Origin of the sequence: Bacteroides mediterraneensis, assembly GCF_025993685.1 — a bacterium.
Taxonomy (GTDB): Bacteria; Bacteroidota; Bacteroidia; order Bacteroidales; family Bacteroidaceae; genus Phocaeicola; species Phocaeicola mediterraneensis_A.
This window is the reverse complement of sequence record NZ_DAJPEN010000001.1, coordinates 2683244-2708474: the sequence shown is the minus strand read 5'-3', so window position 1 is coordinate 2708474 and position 25231 is coordinate 2683244. Positions and strand designations below refer to the sequence as shown.

At 44.1% G+C, this 25231-nt stretch carries 18 protein-coding genes; 12 read left to right on the top strand and 6 right to left on the bottom strand.

Going from position 1 to position 25231, the window contains the following annotated elements; genetic code table 11:
* Nucleotides 1–6 precede the first annotated feature (6 nt).
* From OIM59_RS11595 to OIM59_RS11545, 11 genes are all read left to right on the top strand, one after another.
* Nucleotides 7–975: a DUF4249 domain-containing protein gene (locus tag OIM59_RS11595; protein WP_303896784.1), complete on the top strand. Its 969-nt coding sequence runs from the start codon at nt 7–9 to the stop codon at nt 973–975.
* 28 nt (nt 976–1003) lie between these two features.
* A complete protein-coding gene (locus OIM59_RS11590) occupies nt 1004–1636 on the top strand; it encodes a porin family protein (RefSeq protein ID WP_299167626.1) in 633 nt (210 codons plus the stop codon).
* 177 nt (nt 1637–1813) lie between these two features.
* A complete protein-coding gene (locus OIM59_RS11585; RefSeq protein WP_299167628.1) occupies nt 1814–2584 on the top strand; it encodes a hypothetical protein in 771 nt (256 codons plus the stop codon).
* Nucleotides 2585–2706: 122 nt separating this feature from the next.
* Nucleotides 2707–3810, top strand: coding sequence for a TlpA disulfide reductase family protein (locus OIM59_RS11580; protein WP_299167630.1), 1104 nt, complete (start codon nt 2707–2709; stop codon nt 3808–3810).
* Between the two features lie 8 nt (nt 3811–3818).
* The gene (locus tag OIM59_RS11575; RefSeq protein WP_303896782.1) at nt 3819–6143 is read left to right on the top strand and encodes a TonB-dependent receptor family protein; all 2325 of its coding nucleotides are present in this window, start codon (nt 3819–3821) and stop codon (nt 6141–6143) included.
* Nucleotides 6144–6153: 10 nt separating this feature from the next.
* Nucleotides 6154–6684, top strand: coding sequence for a DUF4858 domain-containing protein (locus tag OIM59_RS11570; protein WP_072543208.1), 531 nt, complete (start codon nt 6154–6156; stop codon nt 6682–6684).
* A gap of 85 nt (nt 6685–6769) precedes the next feature.
* Complete coding sequence (locus OIM59_RS11565) at nt 6770–7096, top strand: hypothetical protein (protein ID WP_303896778.1); 327 nt, start codon at nt 6770–6772, stop codon at nt 7094–7096.
* Between the two features lie 17 nt (nt 7097–7113).
* Nucleotides 7114–9717, top strand: a complete 2604-nt coding sequence (locus OIM59_RS11560; protein WP_299167639.1) for a carboxypeptidase-like regulatory domain-containing protein — start codon at nt 7114–7116, stop codon at nt 9715–9717.
* 47 nt (nt 9718–9764) lie between these two features.
* Nucleotides 9765–10592 carry a GLPGLI family protein gene (locus OIM59_RS11555; RefSeq protein WP_303896777.1) on the top strand — a complete coding sequence of 276 codons (828 nt, stop codon included), beginning with the start codon at nt 9765–9767 and terminating at the stop codon, nt 10590–10592.
* Between the two features lie 12 nt (nt 10593–10604).
* Nucleotides 10605–11447, top strand: a complete 843-nt coding sequence (locus tag OIM59_RS11550; RefSeq protein ID WP_303896776.1) for a GLPGLI family protein — start codon at nt 10605–10607, stop codon at nt 11445–11447.
* An 885-nt stretch (nt 11448–12332) separates the two neighbouring features.
* The gene (locus OIM59_RS11545) at nt 12333–14090 is read left to right on the top strand and encodes a PL29 family lyase N-terminal domain-containing protein (protein WP_303896774.1); all 1758 of its coding nucleotides are present in this window, start codon (nt 12333–12335) and stop codon (nt 14088–14090) included.
* A 312-nt stretch (nt 14091–14402) separates the two neighbouring features.
* Here OIM59_RS11545 and OIM59_RS11540 read toward each other — a convergent pair whose 3' ends face one another.
* Nucleotides 14403–15509: an OmpA family protein gene (locus OIM59_RS11540; protein ID WP_303896772.1), complete on the bottom strand. Its 1107-nt coding sequence runs from the start codon at nt 15507–15509 to the stop codon at nt 14403–14405.
* Nucleotides 15510–15621: 112 nt separating this feature from the next.
* Nucleotides 15622–18273 carry a PL29 family lyase N-terminal domain-containing protein gene (locus OIM59_RS11535; protein WP_303896770.1) on the bottom strand — a complete coding sequence of 884 codons (2652 nt, stop codon included), beginning with the start codon at nt 18271–18273 and terminating at the stop codon, nt 15622–15624.
* 1173 nt (nt 18274–19446) lie between these two features.
* Here OIM59_RS11535 and OIM59_RS11530 point away from each other — a divergent pair.
* Nucleotides 19447–20949 carry a glycoside hydrolase family 10 protein gene (locus OIM59_RS11530; protein ID WP_303896768.1) on the top strand — a complete coding sequence of 501 codons (1503 nt, stop codon included), beginning with the start codon at nt 19447–19449 and terminating at the stop codon, nt 20947–20949.
* Nucleotides 20950–21033: 84 nt separating this feature from the next.
* Here the strand turns inward: OIM59_RS11530 and OIM59_RS11525 are convergent, their stop codons facing one another.
* The 4 genes from OIM59_RS11525 to OIM59_RS11510 are packed head-to-tail and all read right to left on the bottom strand — an operon-like array spanning nt 21034 to nt 24925.
* A complete protein-coding gene (locus OIM59_RS11525) occupies nt 21034–21807 on the bottom strand; it encodes a prephenate dehydrogenase/arogenate dehydrogenase family protein (RefSeq protein WP_072543199.1) in 774 nt (257 codons plus the stop codon).
* A gap of 15 nt (nt 21808–21822) precedes the next feature.
* A complete protein-coding gene (locus OIM59_RS11520) occupies nt 21823–22893 on the bottom strand; it encodes a bifunctional 3-deoxy-7-phosphoheptulonate synthase/chorismate mutase type II (protein WP_072543198.1) in 1071 nt (356 codons plus the stop codon).
* Nucleotides 22894–22917: 24 nt separating this feature from the next.
* Nucleotides 22918–24108, bottom strand: coding sequence for a pyridoxal phosphate-dependent aminotransferase (locus OIM59_RS11515; RefSeq protein WP_299173136.1), 1191 nt, complete (start codon nt 24106–24108; stop codon nt 22918–22920).
* Nucleotides 24083–24925, bottom strand: coding sequence for a prephenate dehydratase (locus OIM59_RS11510; RefSeq protein ID WP_022354602.1), 843 nt, complete (start codon nt 24923–24925; stop codon nt 24083–24085). The genes OIM59_RS11515 and OIM59_RS11510 overlap by 26 nt, the downstream gene beginning before the upstream one ends.
* Nucleotides 24926–25231: the final 306 nt, after the last annotated feature.

Sequence of the window (25231 nt, the reverse complement as noted above, 5' to 3'; positions counted from 1 at the left end):
ATTCGTATGAGATACAGAATGTGGTTTATCCTCTTAGGAGTCTTTGTATGCCAGTCGTGTACGCACGATTTCAGTCTGAAAGAAATGGGTGCCGAGAGCAAGGCCGTGCTTTTCTGCATGCCTTTTACGGGGAGTGATACGACCTTGATACAGGTGGCCCGGAGCCGGGTGATTCACCGCCAGAAGACAAGTACAGACGGCAAGCCTACGCTGGTGTTCAAACTGAACGGAGAGGAGAAAGCGATAAAATACACGGAAACAGCTACCGAGTTGCTTCCGGGCCAGTCGTATTATGTGTTGGGCAGGCTGAAAGAAGATGATCGTATCGAGATGGAAGTCTCGTATCCCGATTTGCCGCTTGCCAAGGCACAAACGGTGATACCGAAGGCCTTTCCATTGGAGAAACTGGAGGTGGTGCTGACAGACGGAAATTATGGCTGGAGCATACAGTTTCGCGTCTCTTTCACCGATAGGGCCGGTACGGAAGATTATTATGGGATGAGAGTCATTAAGAAGAAAAAGACGGTGTATGCGAGCCCTGAAATGCGGGATACCATACAGTATATGCCTGTAGACCTTGATTTGGAAAAGGAACCGTTGCTTTCAGAAAAGACCGGATTTGATGATGTGTTCGATATCTCGAAAGAGTATTACCGCTATCTGTATTGTTGGGATGACAGCAAGATAGAGGGGAAGAGTTATACGCTGAAGGTGGGTACATATTACGATTCCGGTTATGAAGATGAAGAGCAAAAGGAAACCATCACCTATAAAATCTATTTGTACAAGCTGTCGAAAGAAATGTACGTTTACCTGAAGGCGCTCAATCGTATCCAAAACAATGATTTGGGAAAATATGGGTTGGCTCCTATCCGCAGCCATTATACCAATGTGGAAAACGGCATCGGACTTTTAGGAGGATGCAATGTGTACGAAAGTGATTGGATAAGTTCTCCGAAAGAAAAAGAAGGATGATTGATAATTAATTTAAAACCATAAGATTATGAAGACAAGATTTTTATTTACGCTGGCTCTATGTGTGTCGTTGTTTGCCTCGGTACAGGCACAGGAGTTCAGGTACGGACTTTCAGGAGGATATAATTATCACTCCACCAAGGAAAACATGCCTAAATCCGGTTTTCATGCCGGACTGAAAGGAGAATATGCCTTCCGTGAGGCGGCGAAAGGGGTGTATGTGGATATGGGACTGATGTTTTCCTCCTACGGCTGGAAAAGTCCTTATTATTATGTGATGAACGAAAATACTTACGAATATGAAAGTACGCCTTACTATCTTCATATTCCCATTCACTTAGGTTATAAACTGCAGGTCGGGAAGAATGTCAGTCTGTTTTTGGATGCCGGCCCTCACTTCAATGTCGGTCTGTTCGGTCAAATGAAGCAGATAAGCAGCAGGCTCGGAGAGCCGGAAGTCGTCAAGGCAGTTTCCTCTAATGTATTTAAGGACGGAACGATGCCCCGCTTCGACTGGGGAGCGGGCTTTCGTGCCGGAGTGGAGATAGCCCGCCATGTACAGATAGCCATAGGATATGACTGGGGCATGACGAAGGCTTATCAGCATAATCCGGATACCAAATTCAGGACGTTTGTGGCTTCCTTGACGTATTATTTTTAATTATCCAATCCGTAAATGGTAACTGCAATGAAAAATAAAAGTAAAATAGGATTTGTATTGATGTGGGGCGCTGTAATTCTTTTTTTACCCAGTTGTGCAAGTTTAACCTGCAATCCATATAGCCAGAATGAAAAAATTAAAGTAACTTTGAAGTGATTGCTTTTAAATGTTTGAATGATGAAATCGGTACTTGTGTTTTTTATGCTTTTAGGACTGTCCTGTACGCAGGTTTTCGGACAAGAAAGTATCAAAAAAGATACGATAAAACTTGATGCAGGGTTGGGAAAAGATGGGGGTGAGGGCCTCCTGTCCATTGACCCGTCCATGGATAGAGTGAAAATAAAGGACCATGGAGAAAATCTGGAAATAAAGCCGGATTCAGTAGGAAACTTTGATTCTAAGTTGAAGAAACCTTTTTACATCCCGTCCTATTATGTGAACCCTTCTCCCATGTTTTGGGGAGACTATCAGGCATACGGGCAGTTTGCCCCTTATTTCTATGGGGAAGGTATGCAGACTACCTTGCCTGGTATCGGTAGGGTGAACCGGCTGGGGTGGGTGTACCAGCGGCAAATCAATGATTTTTTGGAGGTGTATGCGGGAATCAATGCCACAAAATATACTTTACCTTATAGTATCGGTCAGTCGTTCGGGGTATCTGGTGCTATGACGTTTCGTCCCATGGATAAAGTCCATCTGACGGTATTTGGTGCCTATAGTCCGGATAACAGATACAATTTCAACAATACCTATTATGGAGCCACCATAGGCTACGGCTTTACAGAGCGTTTGGGAGTGGATGTAGGGGTACAAAGGTTTTATGATTCACGGACAGGATGGGAAACGATGCCGGTAGTGGTGCCTTCTTATAAATTCAAAAAGTTCAAGTTAGGGGTAGACGTGGGAGGCTTGTTTTATGAGGGGATGCGGAGTATCATCCACAAATAAAAGCTTTTTGTGATTCATTAAACATTCATCGTTTGTTGAAAGGATAATTTAGGAGACGGGTGGACTGGCATTCCGTAGATAATATCTACTTTTGAGGACAGTTCTTAAAATCATATTTTATAATGAAGTCTGTCAATCTCTTTTGGGCTGTCGTGTGGGCTATCGTCACGGCAGGTTGTGAAAATCACCAAGTAGTAAATATCGAAGGTGTATGCCAAGATTGTGCTGATGGAACTCCCGTAAAGTTATATTATCTTCAGAATGATTCAGTGGTTACTGTAGGGCGTGATACCTTACTTCATGGGAAATTTAATTTCAGTTTAGAGGAGAATCCTGAAATGGCCTATTATCTCTCAGTCAATGACACGCTGAATCCAGTGAGGGGAATGTTGTTTCCCGAAAAAGGGACGGTAAAAATAGCATTTGACTCAGCTTTTCATGTATCAGGCACACCCATGAATGACCTTTACAACGGTTACCTGACAGAAACCCGTAGGATTGAAAAAATGGGGGAGAGGGAATACCGCAGGAGCATAGAAGGAAAAGACAATCCGGATACATCGGTGTATGATTCTTTGGCGCAGGTCTACACCGAGTATAAAGTAAAGTTTCAGCTTGACAATATACACAATATCGTGGGCAGGACTGTATTTGTCAATGAAATCGGTTCTGTGTATGACCCTCATTTTCTTGAAACCTATCCTACACTGCCGGAAGAAGTGAAAGCCGACAAAAAAGTACAATGGTACTATGAGCTTCGCCTGGATATGGACCGGAAACAGAAGGAACTGGATGCCAAGATTGGTACGAAGATAAAGGATATGGAATTTCCGGATGTCGATGGAGTAAGAAGGAAGCTTTCCTCGTTTATCCCTCAAAACGGATACCTGTATATCGACTTATGGTCTTCCGGCTGTGCTCCCTGTATTGCAGAGTTTCCTGAGCTGGAAAAGACATACAGTCAGTATAAGGAAAAAGGACTGGATATTCTTCTGATTTCGATAGACAAGAACAGGGATGATTTTCAGGCAGCCATGAAAAAATATCAGATAAAGTTTAATTCTTTGATTGACACAACGGAAGGCCAAAGGGTGAAAGAGAATTTTCCTTTCTCCGGCATACCGCATGGTATTCTGATTAATAGTAACGGGGAGATTGTGGCAAACCAGCTTCACAATGGGTTATTGAAAAAGAAATTGGAGGAGCTGGCCAATAGCAAGTCTTGATTTAATTCATGAAAAAGTCATTTTTTACTATAATAGCCAGCCTGATTTTGCTGCCGGCTTACAGTCAGTATGCTGTCAAAGGAAAAATCATGGACTCAGAGAATGTAGTGATGCCAATGGTGAATGTGGCATTCCTGAACCAGTCGGACAGTACCCTTGTCAGCGGAGCGGTATCCGATTCTTGCGGGGTATACAGCACATCGATTGCCGGGGGTAACTATCTTATTCGCTATTCTTATCTCGGTTATAAGACACAGTATAAAAATATTCAAATCAGCGCGAATCTAACTTTGCCGGTGGTGCGGATGGAAGTGGCACAGACGGAGCTGGAAGGAGTGGAGGTGACCGCGTACAAGAAGCCATTCAAGCTGGACCGGGATGGCCTCATAGCCGATGTGCCGAATACGATTCTCGCCAAAGAAACCACGCTGAATGACCTGCTTTGTAAGATACCGGGCATACAGCAGCGGGGCAGCGACATTGAAGTAATCGGGAAGGGAACACCCACCTATTATTTCAACGGCAGGGAGGTGACGGACCGGACCGAACTGGATAATCTGGCTATCGACCAGATTCAATCCGTCAAGCTGGTTACGAATACAGGCGTGCGCTATCATTCGGAGCAGCGGGCGGTGATTGAAATCAAGACCAAACGGCTGGGGGAAGGACTGGCCTTTAATGTCAAGGGGAATCTGTTGCAGGGAACGCATTTCAGTCAGAATTATCAGATGAACGGAAGTTACAACTATAAGAACTGGGATTTCTTTCTCTCCTACAATTATAACCGTGGAAAGAAGGATTCGGATCTTGACATCTACCAGCAGACCCAAAGTGATACTGTCTGGAACCTGACCAACCTGAACCGAAAGCGGATCTTTCAAGAAAGCCATGCCTATACGGGAGGGGTCTCTTATCATTTTTCGCCGGAATCGGAAATCGGGTTGAAATATGAAGGCAAATACAGTCAGGGCAACACCTTCTCGAACGATACCCTTTCCATGATACCAGACAAAGGAGTTTCTACCTTCATCAGGAATCTCAGTGAGGTGGGTGACAAGTCGGTGAGCAACCATCTTAATCTGTATTATACAAACGACTGGGAGAACGGTTGGAGGATGAACGTATACGGAGATTATCTTCATAAGACCGACCGTAGCCAGGGTAATATCCGTGAATGGGAAAGTGACCGCTCGGAAACCTCTATGGACTATTACCGCAAGGCAGACTGGGATTTGTTTGCGGCCAAGTTCTCTTTATCGTATGAAACGGAGAAGGCGGGAACTTTCAGCCTCGGTTACGATTTCAGCCACACCAGCGGAACCGACTATATAGAATATGTCCGTGCGTTGAATAATGGCCGTACACGTAATACGGAGATGAAGAATTCGGTCTACCTGTCATACGATTATACCTGGAAGAACCTGTCGTTGGGGGCAGGCTTGCGCTACGAACAGATACGGAGTGACCTGAAAGAAACCCATGAGAACAAAAGCCAGGACCAGACTTATCACAATCTACTGCCCTCTGTATCGCTGGGTTATAATACGGAGAAGTTGCAACAGTCCCTTACTTACTCCATTCATACGGAACGTCCGCCGTTTGATGTGATGAACGACAATGCGGTGTACACAGACCGGTTTACCTATCAGAAAGGAAATCTTTATCTGAAGCAGGCCCTGACTCACGACCTGAACTATATGCTGTTTTATAAGTTTCTGTTCCTGAATTTGAATTATACCCTTACCCGTGATCCGCTGGTTACGGCTTTCTACAGTATGCCGGGGAACTCGGCGGTGACGGTCAGCTACACGGATAATTTCGATAAAATGCACAATCTGACGGGTATGGTCAATGTGCAATATCCTGTGAAGTGGTGGATGCCTTCCCTCACGCTGACTTGCATGAAAACCTTCTTCCATTACCCAGGGCCGAGTGGAACTACCCTGAAAGCAGGACGCCCGCTGGTAATGCTGAACTTCAACAACAGTTTCACACTTCCTTCCGGATTCCTGTTGTCTGCCGATTTTAATTATGGGTCCAAAGGATATTATCAGTTGTACGAATCGAAGAGTTATACCTCCTTCAACCTGAGCCTGAAGAAATCGTTCCTGAATGACAGGCTTCAGCTTTCGCTGGATGGGTACGACATCTTCAACAAGAACAATACACGTGCTTCAGCCCGTCTGAATGATATTATCATGTACAGTGTCGGAAAGGATGATACGCGGAAAATCGGCTTTACAATCACCTACCGTTTCCGTATCGAACGGACAATGAACAACCAGAGTGCGGCTGAAAGTGAAATGTCGCGGTTGAATATGGGTAATCAATAGAAAACGACGAATGAACAGTATCCAACGCTATATGGTTTTGAATTCCTTTTTGCTGGGAGTGATACCGGCAATGGGCCAGCAGAAGGAAGATAAGGAAATCAAGCTGAATGAGGAAGCGATAAAGCACATTCAGTTTGACTTCCTTCCAGAGAATATGGAGCATTATAACAAGCCTCTGGAAGCTCCGTTGGAAAAGAAATGGATGGAAGTGGACAACCCATTCGAAAGAGGTATCCCCCGAAGTTTGACAGACACCTTTATGGTGAGGAAGCCAAAGGGATATATCCGTATGTGTCCTTATTCCATCTGGACAAAGCGGGGAGAGGACCCTGTATATGATGTGACTATGGAAGGTCGTCCTCCAGAGCTCATTATGAATGAGGGTCCGGACCTGAGCAAAAAGATTCAGACAGATTACGGACATACCCTTAGACCTTCCACGGGCAGAATGTACGATATGCTGAATAACTCCACCCCTATTGAAGTAGACAAAATCTTCAAGAAATATATAAGACCAATTTTTAAGAAAGATAAAAAGTGAACTCGTATTCTTTTTATTCCAAAATAAACATATAAATTAGACACAGAATCTTACCCATAAAGGATTACAGATGAATTTGTATAATATGAGACTTAAACTAATTGTTCTGCTGACTTGCTGCATCATGCAGGTGGGCTGTGCGTCCCTTTTGGGAGTGCAAAACAGTAAGTTCACTTCCGAAAAGATTGAAATTGGAATGAGTAAAAAGGATTTTTTGGCACTTGTCGGTGAACCCTACGCGAAGGAAATGACAATGGATATACATAACCGTCCCCTTGAACGGTTGCTGTATCAGGAAAGTCTTTATGACCGGGAATGGTACACTTTGACTACGGCATTTACTTTTCAGGATGGAAAACTGGTGAGTCAGGAGGTGATAAACAAAGAATATGTAGACAGAAAGACTCATTGATAAACCTTGACAATGCGATGAAGAGCACACTTCTTCTCTTGATGCTGTATGTTCCGTTTCTTGTAAACGCCCAATCACGTACCCTCTCGGGAAAGGTTTCCGATAAGGCGACTGCTTTGCCTATTGGAAGAGTGAATGTGATGGTTTATGTAGAAGAGACAAACAAGCTTGTCAAGTTCGGGACAACCGGAGAAGATGGCCGGTTTGCCATCCAATTGGCTGAAAATCTGACCGCCCCCATGTATGTCCGGTTCTCATGCATCGGCTATGAAACCTGCAAGAAGAGACTGGAAGAAGGGAAAGAAATGGAAGTCTTTCTGTCTCCTCAGGATATAGAAATCAAGGAAGTGGTGGTAAAAGCACCGAGGGTCCGCCTGCAGGGAGATACGATAAAGTATGACGTGCAGCTTTATTCAAAGGAGGGAGACCGCGCCATCGGAGATGTTCTGAAAAGGCTTCCCGGTATAAAGACATTGGAAGACGGTAAAATAAGCTACAATGGAGTACCGATTAACCGTTTCTATATAGAGAACAGCAACCTGTTGGGCACCCAGTATGGAATAGCCACCAACAATATACCTCAGAAGGATGTGGCAAGCGTGGAGGTCATGCAGAACCATCAGCCCATAAAGGTGCTCGAAGGGCTTGTCTTTTCCGACCAGGCTGCCATTAACCTGAGATTGAAATCCGGGGCCAGGATGAAATGGATCGGCACCTTGAAGGCGGCAGGAGGTCTCGGAGACGGGGAAGGACTGTGGAATGGAGAAGGAACGGCCATGCGTTTCAGCAAAGGGTTTCAAACCTTGAATACCCTGAAATCAAACAATACGGGACAGGACATCTCAAAGGAATTGAACTCCTTCAATCGCAATGAAATAATCAATGCCCCCAATCTATTGAGGGAGTATATTGATATCACACCACCTTATTCATTGGGTCTGTCGAGAGAGCGTGAACTTCAGAACCGGACGCATCAGGTGACATCTCACAATCTGTTTAAGTTGAAGAGCGGTCAGGATATAAAGTTCAGTCTGACCTATCAGAACCATCGTGAGAATACCTTGAAGAAGACCCAAAGCGTTTATTATGACCCGGCCGGCAATGAGCAATGGAGGATGGATGAAGTGGAAGACGGAAATTTTCACAAGAATGTGCTCAATGGGAAGGTCTCTACTGAAATCAACAGGAGCGACTACAACCTTACGGAGAATCTGGATGTGACACTGGACTGGAAAGACCGGGACGTGCGGTTAGGCGGCTATCAGTCTAACAGCCAGAATATGTATGAGGGAGGGAAGAAACTCGCCAACGACCTGTTTCTGATGAAAAGAAACGGGAAGAAATTCGTCAATTTCGCTTCTTATCTTTTGTATCAGGCTCAGCCGCAAAGACTGAGTGTATCCAGGGAGGAATCGGCTGTCATGCAGCATATCCGGCCCTCAGAATTTTTTACAGACAATTCCGTCAGTTGGGGTGCGGTGAGTGGCCTTTTCACTTTTGACTTCAAGTCCAGTCTTGGCGGTATGTTCCGGAAGTTCGAATCGGATTCATACGGTTTGGAGGCAGCGAATGTGGCGGAACGGAACAATATGGAGATGGGATTTGTCAAGGCCGGTTTCAGTCCGGAAATGAAATACCAGGATGAGAAGCTGGTCGCCACCCTGAGCCTTCCCCTCAATTATTACCATTATCGCAGTGAGGCGGACAACAGCACATTGCGCCACGACAAGCTTTCATGGCAGACCTCACTTTATGCGGAATATCGATTGAACAGCAGGATGAAGATTCAGGCCAGAGGAGACTACAGGGAGAATCCGGTCAGTCTGTCCGGCTTCTATCCCGGCTCCGTGCTGACCACTTACCGTACACTGACGGAAGGACTGACAGATTTCTTTCATACGGTGGATGCGTCTGTGGGTGGCGGAATAGAATACAATATACCGCTGAGCGAGTTCTTTTCCAGCATCAGGTTCCGAAAATCCTGGAACCGTTCGCCGTACACCGTGTCTCAGCGGATGCAGGACCAGTATATTTTGTCAAGATATGTGGATGTTCCGCAGAAAGCGAATACGACGAATCTGGACTTCAGTGTCACCAAGGCTACCGGATGGGCGAAGGCAAAGTTTACGCTGGATGGCGGATGGTCACGCAGGGATGCATTCCTGTTCCGAAGCGAAGGGAAGGTGGAGAGCCGTCAGGATAATTTCACCCTGAGTCCGGAAATCGACATGAATGTCCTTTCGTGGATGAACGTCAATTATCGGATGGGATTCTCGCATACCAGGTTTCACATTAGTGACAGTGAGGAGAAGGAGAAAACCTACCAGCTTCAGCAGAAGCTTTCTGTCAGGTTCCTGCCTTCCGAAAAATGGAGCTTTACGGTATGTGGAGAACACTTTGCCAACAAAATAAGCCAGACCGATACCCGGCATTTCTTTTTAGGGGACATACAGGCCACTTATAAGGCGACGAAACGGCTGCACATAGACTTTCATCTGAACAACCTGTTCAACGAAAAGGAATACGCCTATACGACCTTCCTGCCGGATGCCACTAAAATAAGCCGGAGCTATACGATTCGTCCGAGGAATATCATGGTGGGTGCGTACATTTTGTTTTAGCCTCTGAACTTTTGCCTGATTTTTATGACTTAAATACATTACGCTATATGAAGAAATTGTGGTTGCTTTTGATTCCTTTGGCTTTCTCCCCGTCCTTATGTAAGGGGCAGCAGAAAAAGGTGCTTGAACCGGCATTGCTCGAATGTCATTATATACATCTGGTTAAAAGGGATACTCTGACAGAGAACGATATTCACAAGGACAGTATGATTCTTCGGCTGGGCAAGCGGTTCACTTCGTTTGTCAGTTACTATACTTGTCAGGATGATTCCATTGAGGTTCTGCCGGGGCATGCAAGACTGAAATTGCAGCGCTTCCACGCAAGGGTGTCTAATTTGGATTCCATCCGCAGAGCCGGCATCTCAACAACCAGCGAATACCTGTACAAGGACAGGCAAAAGGACTCCTGTTATGTATATGGGAGAGTTGGAGAAATAGGAAGAAAAGAAGCCGTGGTGGTGAAAGAGAAGATACCTGTAATGAAGTGGATGCAGCAGGACTCGGTGAAAATGGTGTGCGGGTATCGGTGCCGGAAGGCGACAACCAGTTTCAGGGGAAGGACGTATGTGGCCTGGTATACTCCGGATCTGCCTTTTCAGGAAGGTCCCTGGAAATTGTGCGGCTTGCCCGGTCTCATACTGGAAGCCTACGACGAGGACCGGCATTATTTCTATTCTGCGTCCGAGATAGTTCTCTCTCCCTGTTATCCGGTCACATTCTATAACTGGTATGAAAAGGAGCATAAGCCGATGGAACGGACGGAATACCTGACCCGTCTGTATCAACAGGAAAGCCAGTATCCCATTGTGTATCAGGGAACGGAACATGGATATGACTTGCAGGAGAAAGATTATAAAAACAATATTGACTTCTAACAGAATCTGATGATGAGAACATTATTGACGCTTTTTATTGTCATGGGCTGCACCAGTGTGTGGGGGCAGATTGACAGATATATACAGGCACTGGAACCATCCATAATGGAGTGTGAATACGACTGTACGGAACAGACCGACACGTTGGGTACGGATGTCACTACCGAAAGAGTGATTTTGCGTATCGGGAAAACAATCAGCCAGTGTTACGGTTACCCCATGTTTTATTATGATTCCTTGTTTTACGACCCGACAGGACGCAAAATCTGGGGTGAAATGATGATAGGGAATATCCGGAAAAGGGACTATGCCTCTTTGCCCATACCCAGAATCCTGCATGACTATATTTATAAGAATTATCCGAAGGGTAAGATGACCTCACAGGTGATGCTTGGCACTACAAATGGAATCGTCAATTGCTATATAGAGGAAGAATATGCGCCACAGGAGTGGGTTCTTCGGGACAGTATCAGAACCATTCAAGGGTACGCCTGTCAACTGGCTACCTGTCACTATCACGGTCGTGATTATGAAGCCTGGTTCACACCGGAAATTGCAGTAAGTGAAGGGCCTTGGAAATTCAACGGGCTGCCGGGGCTTATACTGGAAGTATATGATACAAAGAAGCATTACCAGTTCAAGCTTGTGGGTTTAAGGAAGGAAGCACCGGATGTATGCCTGTTTAAGTTCAGGGACCACGGGGAAAAAATAGACCGTATAAAATATCTAAGGATGGAAGAGAAGGCGGAAAATAGAGGGATAACCGTAAAGCAGAAAGGGAGCGAAAGGACGATAAGGAAAAATGCCCAGGGTCAGATTATTGCACATGACTTTATGGAAACTGACTATCATTGAAGCAATGATGACAATACAGAAGATGAGGGCTTTATGATTTGCTTTGATTTATGTGGTAGTTATAGTATAGATTTAGATGGTAAGGTTGAAATATACAAAAGATGATATAAACCGAATTTTAACATTAGCTTGTGCTGTTTCATCAGATTAAAAAATCGCTTTAATTTGACCACTTTGGTAATATATATTTGCTATATAGTTGCTTTTTTTAATAGTTTAATCCGTTTGTGGGTTGAAATAGTAACAATTCGATAGAATAAGTCCTTGCTGCATAACATTTTTTCGTTAAATTTGTATTACTTCCTATTAAAACTTGAACCGGTTTAAAGCATTAGGGGAACCTGACTTATTAGAGTCTTTTCGGCCTTTGAAATTTTGAATTTCAGTTCTAGAAAAGAGTTTTTTCAAGTGGGGCTTGTCCGTAAAAGGATATGTTCAATATCTGTAGAATTTTATAAGTATTTTTGTCAAGTTTCATATCGTGTTAAATGGAGGTGAATAAAACAATAAGTGATGATGGCAGAATAGATTTACATTTTACGATATATTTTGTGGTCTCCTGAAATTTTTTGATTTTGAGGTGTTCTTGAGTCATTTAATGAATAGTTCTTTTTACTAGGATTCTTGTAAAGTTCTACTATATGGAGTGACAGTGACGATTGTGTTTAGGGTAGGTTATAAAAACGAATCCAGGCTTGTTTTTGCTTTGCCCACTAAATCATGCTGTCAACATATTCTACGAAGATACGGTAATTCTTATCTTGATTTACTCGTAATAGTAACTAATGATAATTCGAATATTTCGAGGCATATTTATTCTAAGGTTTTAATGGGATAATCGTGTTAATCTTAAAGAAATAGTTATTAACCTGAAAAATTAACGTTATGAAACTAAAATCTTTCTTCTTATGGTCGCTGATGATAATTGGTGCCATATCCTGTAAGTATGATGATGGGGAACTCTGGAACAAGGTAAATGATCTGGACGAACGTTTGACGAACATTGAAGGGCAATTAACTCAGATGAACACAAACATCTCTTCAATGAGTTCTATTGTGAATGCATTGGAAGCTAATGTGTATGTGACAAGTGTTACGGAAACAGAAAACGGATATACTATTACATTCAGTGACGGGCAAACGGCATCGATAGCTAATGGAACAGCTGGAAAAGATGCTCCGGTTATCGGATTTAATAAAGATACAGATGGTAAATACTATTGGACTCAAACAATAGACGGTCAGCAAGATTGGCTGACAGATGAAAACGGCAATAAGATTCCTGTAACAGGAAACGATGCGGTTACTCCGCAGTTGAAAGTCAGCACAACAGGCTATTGGATGATCAGTTATGATCATGGACTGACATTTGTTGAGGTGCTGGATGAAAATGGTAACCCGGTAAAAGCTGTCGGTGAACCAGGAGCAAGTGGTGATTCATGGTTCAGTAATGTTAGTGTAGAAAACGGAGAGGTTATATTTGTTCTCAAAGATGGCACTGAAATTAGAATACCATTTGAAGGAGACGAGGAAGTTCCTAGTATAAACTACGATGAGTTTAATATTATAAATAGTGGTGATGAAGTAAAAGGTGCCGTTGAAGAAATCACAGAGGAGGATAATGACGGGCAACCGTTAACTATTGTGCAGACAGTTCCTTCAATATCTGAACTGATGCCAGCTACGGCATCTGTAAAATACGCTTCTCTTCCGTTGCTTTATTCGGAAAGAACAAATATCCGTGAACAGCAGATGGGTTACACTCATTCCATTTCACGTGCAGGAGAGAGCAACGTCACTTTCCCCGCAAATTTGCCTATCATGTTCTTTTTTGATGACAAAATCTTGCTTCCGTCTATCAAAGATAATTTTGTGGTAACCGTAGATGGAGTGGATGTGAAAGGAACAATCACAATCAATGCCAGTTCTACAGGAAATGCGATTATCACATTTACCCCTTGGGAGGAATTCCAGATAAATGTGGGTATTACCATTACTGTGAAGAAAGGCATGATGGATAAGAATGGAAACGAGATGCTTCAGGATGTTGTTTTGTCATACATTACAAACAATCCGGAAGTTAGCAGCTTTGACGGTAATACAAATTTTGAAAATGGAAATGATGGAGTTTATCTGATAGGTGACGGCAGTATAATGGAAGGTAGTGTGGGGGATATGGTTCCGCAGGAAGGTAGTCATTATGCAGCCATATCTTCAGGTGGGTATCTGGTTTCAGCAGATGGTTATGCTATCGGAGGCACTTCCAGTATGATGATATTGGGGCCGATAGAAAAAAATATCAAGAATCTTTCGTTCCATTATGACTTTATCTCTGCAGAGTTTAATGAGTGGGTCGGTTCAGAATTTGATGATTGTGTGGTCATGACTATTTATGGGCCTTATGGCTCTTATTCCACTATGCTGACTAGCGTGAACATTATCGGTCAAGACAATACGCAGTTTAATGATTATCCGAATATGCCTGATGAAGGAGACCTTTATGCGGGTCATATCGGGTGGACTGCTGCCAGCATTAATGATATTCCTTATGTGGGAACCCCGGCATATATCTCTTTCACTGTAACAGATGTGGGAGATGCTATATTTTCATCAATCTTTACAATAGATAATATTAAGTATTAAAATGACCTTATAAATTGGATGAGTTTAAACATTATCATGGAAAGAGGTAATGTAAAATCCAATAAAACTTGTAGCGAATAGACGTCATTAGTTAGTTCCGAATCGGTGCCATTTAACGCGATTCGGAACTAATTTTTTTAATTTGCAAGGTACTTTTCATCCCTGGTTGCGACACGACGTAATACTTCTGAAGAAAGTCGTAAGATTAGTCATTCTTGGGAGCTTTGGTGATATGTAGAAAAGGAGTGCCCTTATCTCCCTATGGAAGGGAGAGTGACACTCCTTTTGCAGGTTATGAAGAGTTAATGGAGCCTATTCAGCTATACAGATACTTACACGGTTCTCTTCCATAGTGTTAAACGGCTGTATCGTATCACCCTTATGGTCTATCGTGATACGCTGGCTGTCGATACCTTTGTCTTTCAACATCGCACCCACAGCTTCTGCGCGTTCCTTAGAAAGGCGTTCGTTGATATCTGCATTACCTGTCTGCTTGTCTGCATAACCACAAATTGTAACTTTGCAGTCCGCATGGTTCTTCATGAATTCGGCCAGTCTTCCAATTTTCTGTTCTTCTGATGTGCGTATCTTAGACGAGTTGATAGCAAAGAAGATATTTTCTGTCATGCTGACCTTTTCCTGTTTTACAGGAGCGGGTTCTTGCACCTGTTTCGGCTCTTCCTTTACAGGAGGTGCCGGTTGTGGAGTGGGTTCGTAGTATACTGGCTCTGTCTTGCGCGAAGTCTTTCCGAACTTGATTGTAAATCCGGCCAGTGCGTTGAACTGCCAGTCGACATTGCCCGCCTTCTTTGAGTTGAACTTGTCCGACAGTATATTTGAATTTACTTCAATGTTGAAGAACAGATTTGAAGTCAGTCGCAGGTTGGTTCCTAGTCCGAATCTGCCTACTGGGCTGATTTTACTGTCTTTCCATAGATAACGTAATTCATAGCCTTTGTTGGCTAATGCCACAGCTTCATCGTTGTTGAAGGCTCCATTCAGGCCCACACCAGCAAACAGGTATGCATTGAAGAAGCGGTCTGGATTGTAGTGGCAGAACAAATTGCTCAAATCCAATGTAGCATCTACGTTTCCTTGCAAGTAATTGTACTTGTAAAGCTGATTATAGGCAACCCATCCTCCTTTAGCCTGCCAACCACTTATTCCGACACGCAGTCCCCAAAGCGGTGTAAACTGATAGCCCCCGTAGATGGCAGCTGCCGGAGATATTAAATCTCCGAATTTGGCTTCACCACGAGTGTGTGCGGCACCGGCCTGTACTTGCATAAACCAGTGAGGAACAAACTCAGTCTTTCCTTCTTCCTTGATTTGCAGGGAAGATTGATTGCTGGTTTGGGCTGTTGCGGCAAATGTACTAGCTACTAGCATAATTGCCATAATTTGTCTTTTGGCTTTCATATATTGAGGATTTAAAGGATTATTCTTAAAAAAAAGAAGAGAGTATTATTAGGATACTCTCTTCTCATTAAAGATTTTAGGGCAATTTATAGTCTACATTATCCTAATATTATTATTTGGAGTCAGCAGTAGGCAATACTTTAATATTACCATTATCAGAACATTCTGCTATATCAGGAACTGTTACGATTACTTTATATGAAGCTGTTTTTTCTTTCTGTAAATCATTACCTCCATTATCCCAGCTGATGGTATAACCATCGTTCAAAATCTCCAGTTTATCACCAAATGAAGCATCTTTTATTAAGTTAAATTTAAATGTCATACCTGACTTATCTAACTTATAAGTTGATATTGCTTCTTCTGTGAATTTCTGTTTTTCATAAAGAACTTTACCTTCTATATCTTTGATAACGATATAGTCTCTCAAGTCTTCAGTATCAGCTTCAGAAGTTAATGTATTCAAAGTAACATCGCCAAGTTCTACCTTATACGGACGTAAGAAGCGTACAACATAATCTTCTGTACAAACCTCGCCATTATCCATCGTAGAAGTCAAAAGTACTTTCACATCTTTTGTATCAACAGTCAGAGCTTCGTCAAGATAAATGATTTGATCTCTAATGTCTGTACCTGCAAGAGTTACTCCCTTTTCATTTGTTCCATCTACAACGATAGACAATTTAGGATATGAATGATACTTAGGTAGATTCCAGTTAGCAAGATAGTTCTTAAAGTGTTCTTTCACTTCACTAATCATCTTCCATTGTTCACCATCCAAGCGTCCCTTAACCAAGATAGCACCATCTTCAGCTTGATAATCTCCGTTCAGATCTGGTAATGACTGAGTATGAATCAGATTGTAAGTAAATGTGATATTGATAACTGGATATGCTTTGTTATCTTTTGGTTCATAAGTGATTACAAATTTCTGTTCTCCAGTCTTACACTTCTGATTCAACGTAATAGAACAAATGCTTGTTCCACGTTCTTCATTGTGAGTCCAATAATAACCGATGATAGCAGGATCTGTGCTGGTTGCAAATGGAGCTCTGTTGTATATTTCACCAAATGTTTCATTTGTCAATCCAAGTTCATCAAGAACTTCCTGATTCATTTGATCCCACTTTAATTCATACGCGTAGTTTGGATCAATTGATGTGTATTGAATATCTCCAAGATTGATTTCTACGTTCTTGTCTGTACGATCTTTCTGTACAATCTGTAATTTAATGTATGCAGTAGCTACAACTTCACCTTCTACCAATGTTTCAACTTTGATAATTGGGGTTTTGCCTACAGCAGCAATACCATTGCTTAACCAGTTTTTATTGATTTGTACTGTATTGTCATTTACAAATTCAATAAACTGTTTCTGGTTTGTTTTGTCTCCAGAAACAGGGGTATAGTCTAAAGCTGTAAACTTGTAAGTGTGTGCAACGGCTAATTCACTGAAAGTTTTCTTTGCTTTTTCTGTTTCATAAGTTTCAACCAATGTTAACAGATCCAGCTGTGAAGTACTCTTATTTTCGCTATTGTATTCAATTGTACCATCGATACTTGACTGCGCTTTTACTTCATTTTCTGTAGAAGCATAATAGTGTATGTTTTCTTCTTTTGAATCTGCTGCATAGTCAGCCTTGTCAATGATAGCGAACTTGGTTAAGTTAACTACATTTACAGTTGCATAGTCTGATACAATTTCAGATGTTTCACCATCTTCTGTCTTCTGTGCGCGCAAAGCAACAATAGCTTTCTTTTCTTCAGATTGACTCTTTAAGTCTTCTAATGATTTATTGGATTTGGCTGTTATCGTAATTTCGCCACCAGCTTGACGTTCTGGTTCACCTACAATGCTCAATAATTGGTAAGCATCATCCTCTGCACGAGTTACAACCACTCTATCAATGAAATCGAATGTTACGTCATTGATGTTTGCATTGTTAGGATTCAGACGATAGTTTACAATAGCGTTCGTGCTGGTAAGTACCTTACTGTTTTTTGAAATTGTATAGAAATCGATTACTCCCATACCCATGTCTGTATCGTAGTATTCAGGTATAAAAGCAATTGACTGTAAACCTTTAGTGTAGAATGGAAGGACAAGGGTTCCATCTTCTACGCCGTCTACGTTCTTCAAAGTAAGCACTCCATTTTCTTTATCATATACAGCAGTTACAGTTCCTCCTGCTACATAAGAAATCTGGGTATCTGTACCTTCATCGTTTTCTACATTTGGATCATACTTCCACCATGTTCCAGTAGTTGCATTAGGTGCATAGTAGATACCATCTTTTCCATCATCACCCTTTGCACCTTTTACGGGATATCCTGTATTATTGTTATCCAAGAACCAGTATTCTACTCCATCAACTGTTTGGATGTCAATAACTGTACCTGGTGTTCCATTAGTACCATTCTTTACTTCGAATGTCTTACCGTCACTTAATGTTACTGTAACACCATTGGCTGTGCTCTGTACATTTGTAATTACAGAACCACCTTCAATTGCTGCTTTCAGATCTGCGACTGTTTTTTCGAGGGCATCAACTCTTCCACTTAAAGAATTGATGTCATCATCGTAATCTGAACAAGAAGTTACCATGCCTCCTGTGAGAAGTAAACTTCCCAAGATGAGGGCTCCATAGAATCTCTTTTTCATAATTCTTAAAAGTTTAATTAAAAATAAAATTTCTATCTCGTTTGGTGTTAAAGGATTTTTCTTTGTTCTTCCCTTAGCATCGTGATGTAAAGTTATGCGCATTTAATTTATTTCGTTTGTCTAATTGTGGATTATTATTTTTATTCATAAAACGACAAATTACGAAATGTAAATAGACAAATTTTATGATTCAACTAATCGGGAAATCTTCCTGTGAGGATTTTGTCTTTTTATCTATATATACGGTTGCACCGCTTCTTTTTTGCTTGAATTGCTTGTCAAAGTATGCTAAATTCGTTTGTTATACAAATTCTGATGAGCCGCTTTTATGGATGTCGGCGGTTGCGGGGCGTTTATCCATATATCGAAATTGTCGTGGTAAATTTTATTGGTATACCCTCGTAGATATGGATGCTCAAGGCCTGTCTGCCGGCTGATGCCTTGCATAGCAATACTTGGGATGTGAATATTTCTCGTGTTTTTGTTTGCTGGGCGGTATCTTATCCCCTTATGGGGGGCAGGCAGCGTTCTTTTGGCTTGCATGGCGCGGATTCCCATCGTGCTCAATGCAGGAAGTTCCTTTCGGCAAACGGCTGCTTTTTTGTCTTGTAGAATAACTGAAAATATGCAGAAATACAACTAAAATAAGCCGTATATGCCTAAGAATATGGTCAATATAAATGAAAATGTGTCCATTTTTTTGCAAAAATATTTATCCGCATTTTTCAATACTGCTAAAATATAATAAATAATTTACATGTCAAAGGTTATATTTGTTCATTCGTGTATTTATTTGTTTGATAATTAGAATAATATCCTGTTTCACAATAGGAATTGTCGTATTTTTGATTTGTCATTAACATGGTTGGATGGGATATTTCCTCTCTGACTGATAGCATAAGAATCCATAATTTCAGTGGTAGTTCTCTCTTTTTCTGTATGTCCCTGTTTTTTCTCTGTTCCACTGTGTAGTTCTTGTATCCCACACTGTGAAATATATATCCCACACTGTGGTTTTTGTATCCCACAGTGTGAAACAGAGAATTTTCCCTGAAATTTTCCTCTTTATGTGGGGAGATTTGGAGGAATTATGCCTGTCCGATTACTTTTATTTGGACAGGCAGATGTGGATAGGAAGGTGAATGGTAGATTTTGAAAGAACTGCGGCTATAATTATTCAACGGTATCTGCTTTTAAAGCATTAATTCATTATCTTTGCGACTTAATCGGAAATCGTCCCAAAAAGGGAAAAAGAATATGATAAAATTGACAGATATGAAGACTAGACTATTGATGTGGCTGCTTCTGCTGGGAAGTCTGTGGGCAGGCAGCGTGCATGCGCAGGTGCGTTATCCCAAGCGGGAGTTCCGCGGGGCATGGATACAGTGCGTAAACGGACAGTTCCAGGGGATGCCTACGGAGAAGATGAAAAAGGTGTTGGTGATCCAGTTGGACAATTTGCAGAAAGCCGGCATCAATGCCATCATTTTCCAAGTGAGGGCAGAAGCGGATGCATTGTATAAATCGCCATACGAACCGTGGAGCCGCTTTTTGACCGGTGTGCAGGGGAAGGCGCCTTCGCCCATGTGGGACCCGTTGCAGTTCATGATTGAGGAATGTCACAAACGGAACATGGAGCTGCATGCGTGGATTAATCCGTATCGGGCCAAGACGAAGGGTACGGGTGCGTTGTCGCCGATGCATCCTTATAACCGGCATCCGGAATGGTTCGTGCAGTATGCCGGACAGCTGTATTTCGACCCGGGATTGCCGGAATCCAGAAAATATATCTGCAAGATTGTGCGTGACATTGTGAACCGTTACGATGTGGATGCCATTCACATGGACGATTATTTCTATCCGTATCCGAATCCGGGAGAGGATTTTCCGGATAATACCAGTTTTGCGGCGTATGGCCGCGGATTTACCCGTCGGGCCGACTGGCGTCGGGACAATGTGAACGTGCTGATTAAGGAGATTCACGAGACGGTGCGCGAATGCAAGCCGTGGGTAAAGTTCGGGGTTTCTCCGTTTGGCATTTACCGGAACCGGAAAAATGACCCGAATGGAAGTGATACCAACGGATTGCAGAACTACGATGACTTGTATGCCGATGTGCTGCTGTGGGTGAACAATGGTTGGGTGGACTACAATATCCCGCAGATTTACTGGGAAATCGGACACCCGGCGGCAGATTATGAGACGTTGATTCGCTGGTGGGCACGTCATGCGGCTGCCCGTCCGTTGTATATCGGTCAGGATGTGGTGCGTACGGTATCCAAGGCCGATTTGATGAATCCGAACCAGAGCCAGATACCGGCCAAGTACAACCTGCAGCGTTCTTTGCCGACCGTACAGGGAAGTTGCCAGTGGTATGCGGCGGCCGTGGTGGAGAACAAGGGGCATTACCGGGATATGCTGGTGAAAGAATACCACAAATATCCGGCGTTGCTTCCTACCTCGCCGTTCATGGACGACAAGGCTCCGGGAAAGGTACGCAAGCTGAAGCCGGTGTGGACGGCAGACGGTTACATTCTGTTCTGGACGGCACCGAAAGCCAAGAAGGAGATGGATAAGGCTTATCATTATGTGGTGTATCGTTTTGATAATAAGGAGAAGGTGAATTTGAACGACCCGTCTCACATTGTGGCTATCACACACGATGAATTTTATAAGCTGCCGTATGAAGACGGCAAGACGAAGTACCGTTATGTGGTGACTGCACTCGACCGCCTGCATAATGAATCGAAGAAGGTTTCGAAGAAAATCAAGCTGTAAGAATCGGTCGAAAGAAATAGAAAGGGCAGGAAGAAACGTTTGTCGGTTTCTTCCTGCCCTTTTTTCTGTCGGACAAGGGACAGTTTATTTGATGTTCTTTCGGATTTTGGTCAGGTAGGCATGCATGCCTTCCGCATCTTTCCGGCTGATGATGTCCAGCAGTTCGTTCAGTTCCGTACGGATACCTTCCACTTGTGCCGGCGTGCGGGGATTGAACAGGATTTCCTGCAAGAGGAAATCGTCTTCGCTCAGCACGCCTTGGGCGATGGCCATGTGGCGCTTGAAGGTGGTACCCGGAGCATCCTGATGTTTCATGACGGCCGCAAACACGAAGGTCGATACGAACGGGATGGACAAGGAGTAGGCCACGGTTTCGTCGTGTTCTTCGAACGTGTATTCAAAGATGTTCAGCTTCAGACGCTGGTAGAGGTCTTTGAAGAAAATCTTGCCCAAATGGTCGCCTTCCTTGATGATGATGGCGTTTTCGGTGCTCAGTTTGTCGAGGTTGGCAAACGTGGGACCGAACATCGGGTGGGTGGACACGTAACGGAAACCGCAGTGCTCGTAAAACTCTTTCAGCCCGGTTTTCACGGAGGCAATGTCGCTGATGATGCAGTCTTTAGGCAGGAGCGGAAGCACCTGGTTGAATGCGTCGAGGGTATATTTCACCGTGGCGGCATTGATGACCAGTTCTGGCTGGAATTCTTTGATTTCATCCGGTTGGGTAAAACGGTAGCAGTTGTACATGAAACGCAGGCGCTGGGGATTTACATCGTACACGGCTACTTCATGTTCGAAACTCAACACATCGGTAAAGAAGGAGCCCATTTTTCCGGCTCCTAAAATCAATATCTTCATTTCTCGCTCCCGTGCTTATTTGTTGATGATTTCCATTTGCTGACGGACACTTTCTTCGTGAATCAGCTCGAACACCTGTTTGATGAAGTCGGGGTCCATTCCGCAGAGTGAGCCTTGTGCGCCTCGCTTGTCCAGAATCTCGTTGTAACGTCCGGTCTGCAGGATGGTCATGTTGTGTTCCTTCTTGAAGGTTCCGATTTCCCGGCACACCCGCATACGTTTGGCCAGTATGTCCATCAGTTCGTTGTCACATTCGTCAATCTGGCGGCGCAGTTCGTTCAGGTTTTCCGTGGTCTGGTGTTCTGAACGGATGACGAGCAGGTTCAGGATGTAGTCGAGGATGTCGGGGGTTACCTGCTGGGCGGCGTCGCTCCATGCACATTCTGGATTGCAGTGTGATTCGATGATGAGTCCGTCGAATCCCAGGTCCATGGCCTGCTGGCAGAGCGGAGCAATCAGTTCACGCTTCCCGCCGATGTGGCTCGGGTCGCAAAGGATAGGCAGATTCGGAATACGGCGACGCAGTTCGATAGGGATGTGCCACTGCGGCAGGTTGCGGTATATCTTTTTGTCGTAGGAAGAGAATCCGCGGTGGATGGCTCCGATACGTTTCAGTCCGGCATTGTTGATGCGTTCCAGGGCGCCAATCCAGAGTTCCAGATCCGGGTTGACCGGGTTCTTCACATACACCGGAATGTCCACACCTTTCAGGGCATCGGCAATTTCCTGTACGGCAAACGGGTTGGCAGTTGTGCGTGCGCCAATCCATACGATGTCCACGTCGGCTTTCAGGCATTCGTACACATGCTTGGCCGTAGCTACTTCCGTGGCCACGTACATGCCGGTTTCTTTCTTCACTTCTTTCAGCCAGGAAAGTCCTTCCACGCCGATACCTTCAAAGCCTCCCGGTTTGGTGCGGGGCTTCCAGATTCCGGCACGGAAAATCTTGATGCCTTTGTCGGCCAAGGCTCTGGCCGTAGTCATGACTTGCTCTTCGGTTTCAGCACTGCAGGGACCTGCAATAATCAGAGGGCGTTCCTGAGAAACACCTTCCAGTTCGATGGGTAATAAATCCAATTGTTCCATGGTAGTATTTGATTTTTGTAATGTTTATTTGTTCATAACTGCTTGAATGCGTTTCAGGGCCTCTTCCAGTTGGGGCTCCTTGGCGCAAAGTGAGATGCGGATGTAGCGTTTTCCGTTGCTCCCGAAGATGAATCCCGGAGTGATGAAGACGCGGGCCTCGTGAAGAATCTTTTCGGTCAGGTCTTCCACATCGGCGTAAGCGTCGGGGATGCGTCCCCACAGGAACATGCCCACCTGTTCCGGGTCGAAGGTACATCCCAGGGTATGCATGATTTCTTCGGCCAGTTTCCGTCGGCGTGCGTAGGTCTGGATGTTGGCTTCTTCGTGCCATTCCGCGCTGTTGCGGTAAGCCTGAGCGGCAGCCAGTTGCAAGGGACGGAAGGTGCCGGAGTCAATGTTGCTCTTTATCTTCAGAATCCATTGCACGAAGGTGGCGTTGGTGGCCAGCATGCCCACACGCCAGCCCGGCATGTTGTGGCTCTTGCTCATGGAGTTGAACTCGATGCAACATTCCTTGGCTCCCGGAATGTTCAGGATGCTGAGAGGCTTACGGTTCAGGATGAAGCTGTAGGGGTTGTCGTTCACTACCACCAGCTGGTGACGGCGGGCAAAGTCGACCAGTTTTTCGTAAAGCTCCAGCGTGGCATTGGCGCCTGTCGGCATGTTCGGATAGTTGGTCCACATGATTTTCACCCGGCTCAAATCCATCTTCTCCAGTTCGTCGAAGTCGGGTTGCCAATGATTGTCTTCCCGCAGGTTGTAGTTCACGATTTCGCTTCCCAGAATTTTGTTCAGTGAAGTGTAAGTGGGGTATCCCGGATTCGGAACCAGCACCTGGTCGCCCGGATTGACCAGTGCCAGGGTGACGTGCAGGATTCCTTCCTTGGAACCGATGAGCGGCTGGATTTCCGTAGCCGGGTCCAGGTCTACGTTGTACCATCTCTTGTACCAGTCGGCCATGGCCTTGCGCAGTTCAGGTATTCCCACGGTGGGTTGGTAACCGTGTGCGTCTGGCTTGCGGGCATTTTCGCACAGCACGTTGATGGTTTCTTCCGAAGGCGGCATGTCGGGACTTCCGATTCCCAGGCTGATGACGTTCTTTCCTTCGGCATTCATCTGTGCCACTTCTTTCAGCTTCCGGCTGAAATAATATTCGCTGACACTGCTTAACCGGTTGGCCGGTTCTATTTTATATGGTTGATTCTCCTTCTGCATATTCTCCTAAAATTTTAAGTGCTTTGGTTAATGGCATGACTGCGTCGATGGATTGTTTGTATCTCAGGTAGTCGTTGAACAGGACGTCCACGTAGAACAGGTATTCCCATTCCCGTCCGATGATGGGCAACGACTGTATTTTGGTCAGGTTGATGTGATAGAATGAGAAGATGGACAACACCTGCGAGAGGCTTCCTTCGCTATGAGGCAATGAAAAAACGATGTTGGCTTTGTTGATTTTCGAACGGTCTTTCAGTTCGTCGGCCATCCAGGGGTCGCATACCACCAGGAAGCGGGTGAAATTGTGCTTGTTGGTCTCGATGCCTTCCTGCAGGATTTTCATGCCGTAAAGTTCGGCGGCATACTTGGAGCAGATGGCGGCATGTCCTTTCAGGCCCTTTTCCTTGATGTCGCGTGCGCTGCCTGCGGTATCTTCCGTTTCCACCACTTTCAGCTGCGGGTGATGCTGCAGGAAATCCCGGCATTGTGCCAGTGCCACCGGATGGGAGTTGACTTCGGTCAGTGTGCTCCAGTCTTCTCCGGGCAGGCACATGATGCTGTGGCTGATGCGCAGTTTGTGTTCTCCGATAATCGTTGCCCCGCTGTCTCTGAGCAACTCGTAATTGTGAAGGAGGCTTCCGGCAATCGTGTTTTCAATGGCAATCATTCCGATGACGCTGCTGTCTTTCCGAAGGGTGTCGAACACGTCTTCGAACGTGTTGCAGCAAATCAGTTCGATTTCCTCGTCCTTGAAAAACTTATGGGCTGCGATGTCATGGTACGAGCCCGGAACTCCTTGTATGGCTATCTTTTTCATCTTGTGTAATTATAACTATAAAAAAAGTCCCGCTCCATGGAAGCGGGACTTTGTATTATCATTTCAATTTAATTTTCTTCTTACCGTATGCATGCAAACTCCCGCTTCACTTCATTGCTAAAGTAAAAGAAATAAAAGTAAAAGAAGAAGTAAGATGCAAATGTTCTCATATTCTTGTTATTTTGTTGTTATTTCTGCTGCAAAAGTAATACTTTTCTTTAAAAAACAAATATTACATCAAATTTTTTCTACTCATTTTTAAAAAATACATTCGTAATGCCGGATGTGAAGGTATTTTCTTACCTT